The 14,458-nt window shown below is 31.5% G+C and carries 12 protein-coding genes; 6 read left to right on the forward strand and 6 right to left on the reverse strand.

The window, feature by feature from the left end; all coding sequences use genetic code 11:
• Positions 1-95: 95 nt before the first annotated feature.
• A complete protein-coding gene (locus QE431_RS10785) occupies positions 96-1,265 on the reverse strand; it encodes a proline dehydrogenase family protein (protein WP_281865662.1) in 1,170 nt (389 codons plus the stop codon).
• A gap of 267 nt (positions 1,266-1,532) precedes the next feature.
• Between QE431_RS10785 and aroB the strand changes: the two genes are divergently transcribed.
• From aroB to recQ, 5 genes are all read left to right on the forward strand, one after another.
• On the forward strand, positions 1,533-2,600 hold the full coding sequence (aroB, locus tag QE431_RS10790; protein WP_307295606.1) for a 3-dehydroquinate synthase: 1,068 nt from the start codon (positions 1,533-1,535) through the stop codon (positions 2,598-2,600).
• A 307-nt stretch (positions 2,601-2,907) separates the two neighbouring features.
• A complete protein-coding gene (locus QE431_RS10795; RefSeq protein WP_281865664.1) occupies positions 2,908-4,311 on the forward strand; it encodes an arginine decarboxylase in 1,404 nt (467 codons plus the stop codon).
• A 99-nt stretch (positions 4,312-4,410) separates the two neighbouring features.
• Entirely contained in the window at positions 4,411-5,379 is a 969-nt protein-coding gene (locus QE431_RS10800; RefSeq protein ID WP_057117936.1) for a deoxyhypusine synthase family protein, read from the forward strand.
• A gap of 8 nt (positions 5,380-5,387) precedes the next feature.
• The gene (locus QE431_RS10805) at positions 5,388-5,798 is read left to right on the forward strand and encodes a DNA primase (RefSeq protein WP_134141247.1); all 411 of its coding nucleotides are present in this window, start codon (positions 5,388-5,390) and stop codon (positions 5,796-5,798) included.
• 146 nt (positions 5,799-5,944) lie between these two features.
• Positions 5,945-8,059, forward strand: coding sequence for a DNA helicase RecQ (gene recQ, locus QE431_RS10810; RefSeq protein ID WP_307295614.1), 2,115 nt, complete (start codon positions 5,945-5,947; stop codon positions 8,057-8,059).
• A gap of 48 nt (positions 8,060-8,107) precedes the next feature.
• On the opposite strand, the gene QE431_RS10815 is transcribed toward recQ, so the two are convergent.
• From QE431_RS10815 to QE431_RS10830, 4 genes are all read right to left on the reverse strand, one after another.
• Positions 8,108-8,623 (reverse strand): DinB family protein, encoded by a 516-nt coding sequence (locus tag QE431_RS10815; protein ID WP_307295616.1) that lies wholly within the window; start codon positions 8,621-8,623, stop codon positions 8,108-8,110.
• A gap of 28 nt (positions 8,624-8,651) precedes the next feature.
• Complete coding sequence (locus tag QE431_RS10820) at positions 8,652-11,237, reverse strand: phosphoenolpyruvate carboxylase (protein WP_057117932.1); 2,586 nt, start codon at positions 11,235-11,237, stop codon at positions 8,652-8,654.
• Positions 11,238-11,329: 92 nt separating this feature from the next.
• Positions 11,330-11,809, reverse strand: coding sequence for an Lrp/AsnC family transcriptional regulator (locus QE431_RS10825; protein ID WP_008468989.1), 480 nt, complete (start codon positions 11,807-11,809; stop codon positions 11,330-11,332).
• A gap of 77 nt (positions 11,810-11,886) precedes the next feature.
• A complete protein-coding gene (locus QE431_RS10830) occupies positions 11,887-13,041 on the reverse strand; it encodes a M14 metallopeptidase family protein (protein ID WP_307295659.1) in 1,155 nt (384 codons plus the stop codon).
• Between the two features lie 312 nt (positions 13,042-13,353).
• Between QE431_RS10830 and QE431_RS10835 the strand changes: the two genes are divergently transcribed.
• The gene (locus QE431_RS10835; RefSeq protein WP_057117930.1) at positions 13,354-13,800 is read left to right on the forward strand and encodes a helix-turn-helix transcriptional regulator; all 447 of its coding nucleotides are present in this window, start codon (positions 13,354-13,356) and stop codon (positions 13,798-13,800) included.
• An 85-nt stretch (positions 13,801-13,885) separates the two neighbouring features.
• Here the strand turns inward: QE431_RS10835 and QE431_RS10840 are convergent, their stop codons facing one another.
• Complete coding sequence (locus QE431_RS10840; protein ID WP_307295660.1) at positions 13,886-14,437, reverse strand: 1-acyl-sn-glycerol-3-phosphate acyltransferase; 552 nt, start codon at positions 14,435-14,437, stop codon at positions 13,886-13,888.
• Positions 14,438-14,458: the final 21 nt, after the last annotated feature.

Genomic DNA, 14,458 nt, shown 5'->3' on the forward strand with positions numbered 1-14,458 from the left:
AAAACCTGTCGGGTTTAATACGAATTAAAAAGGTTCCAATTTTAGTTGGAACCTTTTTAATATGTAAACTGTAAAACGAGACTGAAAACTGAAAATTATTTCCCTTTTCTACGTTTACGTTCTGCTTTAATCATAGATAACTCACGGCTCGTTTGTCCAGCAACAGAAGTATTTTCTTCTGCACGACGAATTAAGTATGGCATAACATCTTTCACGGGACCAAAAGGCAGATATTTTGCTACATTATAACCGTTTTCAGCTAAGTTGTAGCTAATATTATCGCTCATTCCGTATAATTGCCCAAACCAGATTCTATTATCATTTTTTGCAATTCCTTTTTGAGCCATCATTTCCATTAACTTGTATGAGCTCAATTCATTATGTGTTCCTGCAAAAATAGCCATAGTATCCAAATGATCTAACATATAATTTACAGCAGCATCATAATTATCATCTGTAGCTTGTTTAGAAACACAAATTGGCGAAACATATCCTTTTTCTTCAGCACGTTTGTTTTCTTTTTCCATGTACGCGCCGCGAACTAACTTCATTCCGATATAGAAACCTTCAACTTTAGCAATATCATGAAGCTTTTTCAAGTAATCCAAACGATCCCAACGGTACATTTGTAAAGTATTAAATACAATAGCTTTTTCTTTATTGTATTTACGCATCATATCTGTAACTAAATCATCTGCAGCATCCTGCATCCAGCTTTCTTCACCATCAATCAATAGTGCTACATCTTTTTTATGAGCTTCGCTGCAAACTTGGTCAAAACGAGAAACTACTCTGTTCCACTCCTCTTGTTCTGCTGGAGTTAAAGTTTGTTTTTCGCCTAATTTCTCATACAATTCAAAACGTCCTAAACCAGTTGGTTTAAATACTGCAAACGGAATCGCTAAACGTTCTTTTGCAAATTCAATAGTTTTTAAGGTCATTTCCAAAGCTGCATCAAACTGCTCTTCTTCTTCTTTTCCTTCAACTGAATAATCTAATACAGAAGAAACACCTTTGGTAAACATTTTATCAACTACAGTTAAGCAGTCATTTTCGTTTACACCGCCACAAAAATGATCAAAAACAGTTGCACGAATCAGTCCTTCAACAGGAAGATGTGCTTTGATTGCAAAATTAGTAACAGCCGTTCCTATACGTACTAAAGGCTCGCTGTCAATCATTTTAAAAAGAAAATAAGCCCTATCAAGTTCGGTATCACTTTTAAGTGAAAAAGCAACTTGAGTGTTATCGAATATTTTTTCCATTAAGTTTAGTTTTTGTGCAAAGATATAGAGTGTTTTGAATATTATTTACTAAATGCGATCATATTTTTTCAAATTGTTAATGAGATTATTATATATGACAAATTAGAAAGTAAAATTTTAATATGTCGTGCTACTTTCTATTAAAAAGAAAATATATGCCTCTCTCCGTTAATTAGAATGATTCGTTTTAAAACAAATTAGCAGTAAAGTTTGAATATTATTTCCTTAAAAATGCCTTATTTTGCGGTTTCAATTAACTAAAGAATTATGCAATCTATTCAAGCCAATAATTATTTCGTTCATTTTAACCAAAATGCATACGAAGCTTTAAATAAACATTTAAGAGAAAATAAATACTCTAACATATTTATAATTGTTGATGATCAAACTAATGAACATTGCCTGCATAAATTTATTCCCCTTCTTGAAACAGATTTGACAATTGAAATTATAGAATTTGAGGCTGGTGAAGCCAATAAAAATATAGAAACTTGTATTGAAATCTGGAATATTTTAACCGAACTTGGAGGTGACAGAAAATCACTTGTAATTAATCTAGGAGGTGGTGTTGTAACAGATTTAGGCGGCTTTGTTGCGTCTACTTTCAAAAGAGGTTTAGATTTTATAAATATCCCTACTACTTTATTATCTATGGTTGATGCTTCTGTTGGAGGAAAAACAGGTGTTGACTTAGGAAATCTTAAAAACCAAATCGGTGTAATTAATGTACCGCAGATGGTTTTAATAGATACACAATATCTTGAAACTTTACCGCAAAGCGAAATGCGTTCTGGTTTGGCTGAAATGCTAAAACACGGTTTGATTTTCGATGCACCTTATTGGAGACAGTTCTCAGACTTAAAATCAATTATTTTTGATGATCTGGACGAATTAATTTACCGTTCAGTAGAAATCAAAAATGAAATCGTAATTCAGGATCCAACAGAGAAAAACATTCGTAAAGCCTTAAATTTTGGACATACTTTAGGACACGCCATAGAAAGCTATTTTTTAGAAAGCGATACTAAAACAACTTTACTGCACGGAGAAGCTATAGCTGTTGGAATGATCTTGGAAAGTTATATTTCACTGCATAAAAATTTAATTTCAGAAGAAGAATACAGAGAAATCAAAACGGTAATTAAAGGTATTTATGATGATGTGATTTTTGAAGAAAATGACATTGATCCGATCTTAGAATTACTGATTCATGACAAAAAAAATGAATACGGCGCAATTCAATTTGCATTGATTGAAGGAATAGGAAAAATAAAAATTAACCAATCCGTTGAAAATAAATTAATTCTAGACGCGTTTCAAGATTATAAATCTTAAACTTTTTTTAATCAAAAGCATTGCGTTAGGTATATATTATTTTTTACATTTGCCACGATGAAAACAAACAGTAAACAAAGACAATTCAGTTCTTATAGAAACCGTCTCAACAGTTCTTTACTTAGAATGTTGAACCGTTTTTATAATAGTAAAAGCCCGCTTTGTTTTGATGTTTTCCAATGTTCAAAAGCCGAGCACGAAAAACTGCCTATTATATTTGCCAATATTAGAGTTTGAATTTAAGATTTAGTTCTAAAAACATCTAAATTAAAAACAAAATTTCACTCTCTAAAATATTGACATATAAATGAATACAAAATATTCTGATCTAATAAATCAAACATACTATTTTCCACAAGAGGAATTTAAACTAAACAAAGACAACCTTTTATTTCACAATATCGATTTGATGAAATTGGTTGAACAATATGGCACGCCATTAAAGTTTACTTACCTTCCTCAAATTTCTGAAAATATCAATAAGGCAAAAGCCTGGTTCAGAAAGTCGATGGAAAAAAATAAGTACGAAGCAAAATATTACTATTGTTATTGTACAAAAAGCTCTCATTTTGAATATATTATGAATGAAGCTTTCAAGAATAACATTCACATCGAGACATCGTCTGCATTTGATGTAAATATTGTTGAGAATTTATTAGAAAACGGAAAAATTAACAAAAGTACTTATGTAATTTGTAATGGTTTTAAGAGAGACGAATACATTTCTAATATTGCTAGATTAATCAATAACGGACATAAAAATACTATTCCAATTATTGATAATTATGAGGAATTAGATTTGCTTCAGACAGAAATTAAAGGGAAATTCAAAATTGGAATCCGTATTGCTGCTGAGGAAGAACCTAAGTTCGAGTTTTATACTTCAAGACTAGGAATTGGTTACAAAAACATAGTTTCTTTTTATAAAAAACAAATTCAGGAGAATGATAAATTAGAGCTTAAAATGCTTCACTTTTTTATCAATACTGGAATTAACGATACATCATATTATTGGAATGAGCTTGTAAAATGTATTAAAGTATACATTGCTCTTAAAAAGGAATGCCCTACTCTAGATGGATTAAACATCGGCGGTGGTTTCCCAATTAAGAATTCGCTTGCTTTTGAATATGATTATCAATATATGATTGATGAAATTATCAATCAAATTAAAATTGCTTGTGATGAAGCTGAAGTTGATGTTCCAAATATTTTTACGGAATTTGGATCATTTACTGTAGGCGAAAGCGGTGGTGCAATCTATCAGATTTTGTATCAAAAACAACAAAATGATAGAGAAAAATGGAATATGATCGACTCATCTTTCATTACCACTTTACCAGATACTTGGGCTATAAACAAACGTTTTATCATGCTGGCGGTAAATCGCTGGAATGATACTTACGAGCGGGTTCTGTTAGGGGGTCTGACTTGTGATAGTGACGACTATTACAATTCTGAGCAAAACATGAACGCAATTTATCTTCCTAAGTACAATAAAGAAAAACCATTATATATTGGTTTCTTTAATACTGGCGCTTATCAAGAAACAATCGGAGGATATGGTGGTCTTCACCACTGTTTGATTCCGCAGCCGAAACATATTTTGATAGATCGTGATGAAAACGGTATTCTGGCAACAGAAGTTTTTTCAGAACAACAGACTTCAGACGATGTATTGAAGATTTTAGGCTACAAAAAAAAGTTATAAAAAACGTCAAATTAAGTAAGATTAGTATTTAGAAAATTCTTAATTTGCATTAACATCCAAAAAGGTTAAACTTTTTAATTCAAAAAAAAACAAAAAAAAATGAAAGGACCAATCAGTCAGTTTATTGAAAAACATTATTTGCATTTTAATTCTGCTTCATTAGTAGATGCTGCAAAAGCATACGAGCAGCAATTAGCAGATGGTGCAAAGATGCTTGTGAGTATGGCTGGCGCAATGAGTACAGCAGAAATTGGTAAAATTTTTGCAGAAGTAATCAGACAAGACAAAGTACATATCATTTCATGTACCGGTGCAAATCTAGAAGAAGATATCATGAATTTAGTTGCTCATTCTCATTATGAAAGAGTACCAAATTACCGTGATCTTACACCAGAAGACGAATGGGCTTTGCTAGAAAGAGGATTAAATCGTGTTACAGACACTTGTATTCCTGAGCATGAAGCTTTCCGTCGTTTACAAAAACACATTTACAAAATTTGGAAAGATGCAGATGATAAGGGAGAACGTTATTTTCCGCATGAATTCATGTATAAAATGTTGTTATCTGGCGTTTTAGAAGAATATTACGAAATTGATTTAAAAGATAGCTGGATGTATGCAGCTGCAGAGAAAAACTTACCTATTATCGTACCAGGATGGGAAGATAGTACTATGGGTAACATCTTTGCTTCATACGTAATTAAAGGAGATTTGAAAGCATCTACCATGAAATCTGGAATCGAATACATGACTTTCTTAGCAGATTGGTATTCTAAAAACAGCTCTAACGGAATCGGATTCTTCCAAATTGGTGGTGGTATTGCTGGTGACTTTCCTATCTGTGTGGTGCCAATGCTTTACCAAGATATGGAAATGCATGATGTTCCATTCTGGAGCTATTTCTGCCAGATTTCAGATTCAACAACTAGTTATGGTTCTTATTCTGGAGCGGTTCCAAATGAAAAAATCACTTGGGGTAAGTTAGATATCAAAACCCCTAAATTTATTATTGAATCGGATGCTACAATTGTTGCTCCGTTAATTTTCGCATATTTATTAGATTTATAAAATAATTTATGAAAAGAGTTATAGTAGACTACGCTAAACTTACCAATGAAATTTTAAACCTTTTGGTTGAGAAATTTCCTGATGGTTATGATGATTCGGATGTAATCCGTTTTAGAAATGCTAAAAACGAATTGGTTGAAGCTGTTGAAGTTCGAACAGAAGACACCATTTATTTAGTAAAAATTAGTACTAAACTTGCTGATAGAATTGAAAACTACGATGAAGATGATGATATTGATGTTGATGTAGATACAATCGTTCCAGTTAAAGGAATGGATCTTGATGATGATATTGACGATGATGACGAAGATGATAATCAAGACAAACCTGATGTAGACGGCGGGGACGACGACGATGAAGATGATGATGACAAAGCAGATACTGATTATGACGAAGAGGATGAAGAAGATGAAGATTAATTCATTTCTTTAAAATAAATAAGAGGAACTCTATATGAGTTCCTTTTTTTATAAGTACAATTAACACGATTAGACGAAATTTATATTTTTGATTTTTGTAAGATTATTTTTATTTTTAATCTTTTATTTAAAAGATTATGCGCCCTATGACTTCAGAAATATTACATACTGCATTAAAAGAGAATTTTGGTTTTGAAAAATTCAGACCCAATCAAGAAACTATTATAAATACCATTTTATCTGGACAAGATGCTTTGGCTATTATGCCTACAGGAGGTGGTAAATCAATATGTTTTCAGCTTCCTGCCTTAATTTTACCAGGAATTACAATTGTAATTTCTCCTCTAATTGCATTAATGAAAGATCAGGTTGATAGTTTGAAAACAAACGGAATTTCAGCTTGTTACATAAACAGTTCACAATCTGCACAAGAACAGCAATATTATATAGACAATTTAAAATCTAATACTTTTAAATTAGTTTACATTGCTCCCGAAAGTCTCTCTTATTTAGAAGTTGCTTTCAATGAGTTAAATATCAGCTTAATAGCTATTGATGAAGCACATTGTATTTCCTCTTGGGGTCATGATTTTAGACCGGCTTATACAAATTTAGGATATTTAAAAAGCCGCTTCCCTTCTACTCCTGTTTTAGCATTGACTGCTACAGCAGATAAAGCAACTCGTACGGATATTACAAAGCAGTTAAATTTAGTAAGACCAAAAACTTTTATAGCTTCTTTTGATCGTAAAAATTTGAGTTTAGAAGTGCGACCAGCATTAGATCGTGTGAAACAAATTATCGATTTCATTGAAAATAAACCAAATGAATCTGGAATTATCTATTGCTTAAGCCGCAAGACCACCGAAGAATTAGCCGAGAAATTAAAGAAAAGCGGTATTACGGCAAAAGCATATCATGCTGGTTTAGATAATGAAACGAGAGCCAAAACGCAGGATCAGTTTATAAACGACGATTGTCAGGTCGTGTGTGCGACTATTGCATTCGGGATGGGAATTGATAAATCGAATGTTCGATGGGTAATTCATTACAATCTCCCAAAAAACATTGAAGGTTATTACCAGGAAATTGGGCGTGCGGGCCGCGATGGTCTTCCGGCAGAAACTGTTTTATTCGAAAGTTATGCAGATGTAATTCAACTTCAAAAATTTGCTTCAGATGGACTAAATGCTGATATCCAGCTGGCTAAATTAGACCGTATGAAACAATATGCTGATGCTGTAAGCTGCCGCAGAAAAATATTGCTTTCTTATTTTGGTGAATTGGTAACTGAAAATTGTGGTAATTGCGATATCTGTAAAAATCCGCCAACTTTCTTTGATGGAACCGTTTTAGCGCAAAAAGCTTTATCTGCAATTACCCGTTTAAAGGAATCTGAGCCTTTGGCAGTGATTGTAGATTTTTTACGAGGCTCGAGAAACGCGTATATCTACGAAAAAAATTATCAAACGCTAAAAACGTACGGAATTGGCGATGACATTTCTTGGTACGACTGGAATCAGTATTTAATTCAGCTTATTAATTTAGGATATTGCGAAATTGCTTTTCATCAACACAATAAAATACTCCTTACTCCTTTTGCAAAGAAAGTTTTGTTTGAAGGCGAAAAAGTAAAATTGACAACTGTTGTTAAAAAAGTTATCGATAAATCTGAAATTAAAGAAACGAAAACAAAGATTGCTAAGAATTCTCTTTTTGAAACACTTCGAAAATTACGCTATGAAATTGCAAAGGAAGAAGAAGTTCCTGCATATGTAATTTTTAGTGATGCCTCTTTAAGACAGATGGAAATTTTAAGACCCATGACAGATGAAGATTTTCTTGCTGTTGAAGGTGTCGGTAAAGCTAAACTTGAAAAATATGGTTCAGAATTTATTAAGACTATAATTGAATTTTACAAGAATAAATCTGTTGTCAAAAAAGATAAAAAAGAAAGCACTTATGCTAAAACATTAGAATTATTTCAAAATGGACTTTCTGTCGAAGAAATTGCCGGGCAACGAAATTTAGGAGAAACTACTATAATTTCTCATTTAGCTAAACTGTATGTTGACGGGAATGACATAGATTTGAGTCAATTCGTTTCAGAAGACGAAATCTTAAAAATTGAAAAAGCTCAGATTGAATTAGAAAAGCCTGAGGCATTGAGACCTTACTACGAATATTTTGAAGAAAAAATGTCTTATGATAAAATTCGTTTTGGATTGGCTTTTTTAGAAAGGAAAAATCAAATCGTATAAATAAAAAATCCTGTGAAATATTTCACAGGATTTTTTATTTTGGAAGGTTTACAAATATCTTTCTTCAAAAACTTTTTGATGATGTTTTTGATGTCCAATCATAACAAAACCTAAAGCCCGAACTGAAATTTGATTTCCAGAAGCTGTACCAATTCTTTTAAGTTGTTCTTCAGATAAGCTTTTGTAAAATAATAAAGTTGAGTGTCTTAGAGCTGAAAATTCTGTTAACAAATCTTGTATGCTTCGACTATTTGAATTGGTGTTATTTGCATAGTTATCTTCTTCAAAACTAGGAAGAGGCGTTTTATCATTTCTTGAAAATCGCAATGCACGATAAGCAAAAATACGCTCAGTATCCATAACATGCTGGATAATATCTTTAATCGTCCATTTGCCTGGAGCATAACGATAATCAAATTTATCCATCGGAATATTTTGAACAAACCTGATAAATTCGTGAAGAGAAATTTCTAACTCTTCTATCAATATTCCATCGCCGGCTTGTTTGATATAAGTACCAAAATGTCCTGCATACTCATTTTCTAATATATCGCTTACTTTCATTTTTTAAAATTATATTAGAAACTCAGTTTTAAGCCGAGTTTCTACTTGCATTAGTGTTCCCGAAAAGAGATCTAGTTACCACTTTTTCGTAAACTTTGATCAACTCTTCATTTGGTGACTCTTCTTTATTTAACTCATTGATTCTAAGCAAAGCATATTGTTGGATTGTTAATAATGGCAATACAATACGCTCTCTTATTTGAATCGAAGCTATACCGTCAGGATAATTTTCCATTAACGTTTTATGATCAGCAATTTTCAATAAAAGTCTTTTTGTTTCTGAGAATTCATCATAAATAATCTGCCAGAATTCACCGAACTCAGGATCTTTTCTCATATACGCTGTTAATGGTAAAAATGATTTTGCCAATGACATCATACTGTTTTCAAGTAAAGTTTTGAAAAATAATGAATTATGATACAAATCACTTACTTTATCCCACTGCCCGCTCTCTTCAAAATGTTTTAAAGCTGAACCAACTCCAAAGAATCCAGGAACGTTTTGTTTCAGTTGACTCCAAGATCCAACAAATGGAATTGCTCTTAGATCAGCAAAATCTAACGATTCTGATTTACTTCTTTTCGATGGGCGGCTGCCAATATTAGTTTTAGAATAGTATTTCAACGTACTCATTTTTTCCAAATAAGGAATAAACTTTGGATGATTCTTAAAACTTAAATATTTATCATAACCCAAATTAGCTAACTGCGTCAAAATTTCAGTTTCTTCAGCTGTAAGCTCATTTTTTCCTTTACTGAAAACCTGATTTGTAACGCCGGCACTTAATAAATTCTCAATATTATAACGGCAAGAATCAAGAGTTCCGAAATTAGAACTAATTGTTTGACCTTGAACTGTAATTTGAATTTCGTTATTTTCAATCTTTGGACCTAGAGAAGCATAGAATTTATGAGTTTTTCCACCACCACGCGCTGGAGGCCCGCCGCGTCCATCAAAGAAAATAACTTTAATGCCGTATTTTCTAGAAATTTCAGTCAAGGCAATTTTAGCTTGATAAATACTCCAGTTCGCCATTAAATAACCGCCATCTTTCGTTCCGTCAGAGAAACCAAGCATTATAGTTTGTTTATTTCCTCTAGATTTTAAATGTTTAGAATATTCAGCATTTGTATATAACTGCTCCATTATTGAATGAGCGTTTTGCAAATCATCAACAGATTCAAAAAGCGGAATAATATCAACCGTAGGATTTTCCCAATTGTTCAAGCGAATCATTGCGAAAGTTTCCATTACGTTTAATGCACTTTCATTATTACTAATAATGTAACGATTAGCACCTTCTTCTCCATTATTGGCTTGGATAGTTTTAATGGCCTGAACAGATTCTAAAGTAGATCTGGTGATTTCATCTTCAAAATCACTCGGATTTAAATTGCCTTTGATTTTAGATAAAACATCAATTTTTTGCTCCTCAGTTAATTCAAAATAATTATTTGGAAAAATAGTAGAACCAGAATTCAAGTAATAATTCACGACATCCTTAAATACTGCGTTATGAATTTTACTATTTTGACGAATATCTAAAGTTGCAAAATGGAAACCAAACAAATTGATTTTAACTAAAAACGCTTCTAATTCATCTAAATATAATGACTGATGTTTTTCAATAATTATAGTTCTAATAGTATTTAACTGCGTCAATAATTCTTCTAAAGTGATGAAAATTTCACCTTTAGAATAGAACACAGAACGGTAAAGCTTATGTTCAAGTTCAGCCACCAAAGTGTCTACACCAGAGAAAGTTAACTTACGTTTTAAATTTCTCATTTCAACATAATAACACTTTAAAATTGAAGTACGTAAACGATCTGCAACTTTAAGCGTAATCTCTGTAGTTACAAAAGGATTTCCGTCACGGTCACCTCCTGGCCAGAAACCAAGTTTGATTAGTTGATTATGGATTGGCTCGCCTTCTTTAATATTTTTTTGTAGATAATGTACAATTTCACCAGCTGTGGCATAAAACACATTTTCTAAATACCATATCAAACTTACCGCTTCATCATACGGATTTGGTTTTTCGTTTTGAATAAATGGTGTTTTTCCTAATTGAGCTAACAATTGTTTGATCTGCAATAAATCGTTTTGACGAATTGCTTCTGTCAAATCATTTATAATTCCTAAAACTGGTCCAGGATAAAATTGAGTTGGATGCGCTGTTAAAACAGTACGAACATTAAAGCTTTCTAAAAATTCAATTAGTTCATCATCTTTTTCCTTTGCATCTGATTTTTCTTTAATATCACGCAAAGATCCGCGTCCCTCCATATTGTTAACCTCAGGAAAAGCTGCATCTTCAATAGCATCAAATAATACAATTTGACGCTCTATGTATTGGATAAATCGAAACATTAAATCGATTTTCTCAGTTTCTGAAGCGTTGTTCAGAAATTTACTAGAGAAAAAATCAAAAATTTCTTTTGGTGTTTCCTGTTTTTTAAAACCCGTTTCGCAAGTCTCTGTAAATAAAGGAAGTAAAACTCCCGTATTATCTATAGAATCGAATGGTAATGTTATAAAAACACTATTATAGATGTGGTATTTTGAGAGAACGTCTTGATTAAAACGTTCAATTTTTGGCAACGTATACATAATCGTGTTATAGTTGGTTGGTTAATTAGTCATAAAAAAACCCCAAGAATAAACTTGAGGTTATATTTTAATATAGCATTCAAGAAAAGTTCTTACATATTTTTGAAAATAGTATGCATCAAACGCTTCTTATCGTTTATACTTTCCTCTAGTGAAATCATTGTTTCTGTTCTGTAAACACCGTCAATATCGTCAATCATAAAGATAACTTCTTTCGCGTGTTTAGTATCTTTTGCTCTAATTTTGCAAAAAATATTAAATTTCCCAGTTGTTACAGAAGCTACAGTAACGAATGGAATTTGATTAATTCGCTCTAATACAAATTTTGTTTGAGAGGTATTATTCAGAAATACACCTACATAAGCAATAAATGAATACCCTAATTTATCGTAATCTAAGGCTAAAGAAGAACCCATTATTATACCTGCGTCTTCCATCTTTTTTACTCTAACATGTACTGTTCCAGCAGATATCAATAATTTTTTTGCAATGTCAGTAAACGGAACTCTCGTATTGTCTATTAACATATCTAAAATCTGGTGATCTACTTCATCTAAACGAAATTTACTCATAATTGTTTAATTAATATTACTAATTGCTATTACAAAGTATAAAATTATATATAAAAAACAACAAATTCACATAAAAATTAACTTTTTATTAATCCGTTAACAAATTTAACATTTTTATTTAAATAAAAATTTGCTTCCTGACCCGTTTTTGGAAAATTTGTGAAATCATCCGAATATTCCTGCCCTTTTGCATCGTATTCATAATGTCCAAAATAATTTTCCAATTCACCTACTTCAACTATGTAAGCGTTAAAATGAATCTTATTTTCGATTAATTCTTCTTTGTATTGTGCGACAAAATTCGTAATAATTTCGATACCATCATAATTTATTTTGACATTTTTATACATAAAATCATAAAAAACCACATTATTTTGTGAAATATTCAAATATTCACCAAATCGATTATCAACTAAATCGTTTTCGGAAATTAATTTAAAGCTCAAAATTAACGAGAAAAATATGTATTTACGAGTAATTTCCCTTTCATAATCGCCTGGGTAATGCCCTGCCTCAAATAAGATAGTAGGAACTCCTAAAAATTGAAAAGTGTCTCCAATACAATTAATATTAAAGGAATCATCAAAGCGACCTACCTGCCCTGGTATATATTTCTGAAGCTCTTTATTGATTCCTGCAATGATATTTATTGCTTTTAATCTATTTTCATTAACTTCTCTCTCTTCATTATAGGATGGTGCTAAAAAAGAAACGGTAGCCGGCTTTCCTGTTGTTCCAGCTCCAAAAATAGTTCGCTGATCATGAAGGTTAAAACAATAATGAGGTTTAAAGCTTTCGAAAACTTCTCTCAGAACATTGCTTTCTGGCTGTGTTAGATTTTGCGAATCACGATTTAGGTCAATTTCATTTGCATTTGCACGTGTATATAATCTCGCGCCATCTGGATTCAATATAGGAATGCAGTAAAAAGTAAAAGTATTGAGCATTCTCTTTGCAAAATCAGTTTCATCATTTAGCAGATTAATGAAATCAAATAAAGCTTTTGTTGTGGTGCTTTCGTTTCCGTGCATTTGCGACCATAAATAAACACGGGTTGGTCCAGTACCAATTTGATAACTATATATAGGTTCTTCTAAAACAGATTTTCCAATAATTTGTACTTGATTGTTTGTATTTAGTTTATCCAAAAGTGGTTTAATATGATCTAAAGTCAAATATCTTCCAGATATAGATTTTTCTTTGTATTGGGTAAAAAGTGCTTCTAAATTCATTGTGTTTTGATTAGTTTACAAAAGTAAACATCTTTATTTTTACAATTGTAAACTATTAAAAAGAAAGAAAATTTATAAATGTAAACATATTTCAGAGTTATTTAATCCACACTTGTAGACAATTGGCTTACAAATGTCACAACTTTAAATAATTAAACATAAATAACTGTTTATTAATTAAATATCATGCTTTATATAATGTAATAAGTTAATAAAATTCAAGACTTATATAATATTTACAACTGTAAAATTGTGATAGTTATTCTTTTTGTTTACATTTGTAAATAAGCAAATTTAAAATAATAATTTACAATGGTAAACATAGATGATTTCGTAAAAAGGCTTGAGATTGTATTAGATTATTATGGTTTAAATGCCTCTGCATTTGCAGATAAGATTGGTGTACAAAGATCTAGCATGTCGCATCTTTTGTCTGGCAGAAACAAACCAAGTTTAGATTTTGTGATGAAAATTTTAGAAGTTTTTCCAGATGTTGACCTATATTGGATTTTGATTGGAAGAGGAAATTTTCCTAAAAATGATGAAGTAGTAATTTCTGAAACTAAGATCATCTCACCTATTTCGAATGAAAATTTGTCAAAAGATTTATTTTCAGAAATAAAATTTGATGAAAATGAAAAAGCTAAAACAAAGGATGCAACGGAATCAAAAACGTCAAATTTAAACGTGGCAGATAACGAAATTGAAAAAATTGTCTTTTTCTATAAAAACGGAACTTTTAAAACCTATTCGCCGTAATTCAAAAATTATCGCATATTTGAACATTCGTACAAATAATTTTCATTTACGCGATTCTCACGCGTTTGGAAAAATTAGTTGAATTTTAGAATTGTACGCCATTTTCGGGAATTTTACCCAAAACACCTTTATAGTGTTTTTTCAAAATTTCAAAATCAGCTTCGTAATTTCCAGTTGGAAAAAATGGTTTGCCAAAACTCACTTCTTTTTTACCCCAGTTAAAAGCTACTGGAACAATTGGCACATTAGCTTTAAGCGCAATATAATAAAAACCGGTTTTAATTTCGTTTACTCCTTTTCGTGTTCCTTCTGGTGCAACTGCCAAACGAAAAACGTCTTTTCTGTCAAAAATTGCAGCAATAGAATCTACTTTATTTAATCCGCCGGTGCGGTCTAAGGGTTCTCCTCCAACATTTTTAAAATAATATCCAAACGGAAATTTAAATAATTCCTTCTTTCCTACCCAATTCATCTGTCGTCCAGATATACCACGAGTAAAAATTCCTATATAAAAATCATGATTGCTGGTATGCGGCATTACCATTAATACACATTTTTTCACTTCGGCATTTTCCATTCCCACTATTTTCCAGCCCATTAGCCTAAAAAATATGAATTTGTACAAGAGTTTTTTCATTAAAGATCTAATATTTGGTGC

This window comes from Flavobacterium sp. SORGH_AS_0622, from assembly GCF_030818825.1.
Classification (GTDB): Bacteria; Bacteroidota; Bacteroidia; order Flavobacteriales; family Flavobacteriaceae; genus Flavobacterium.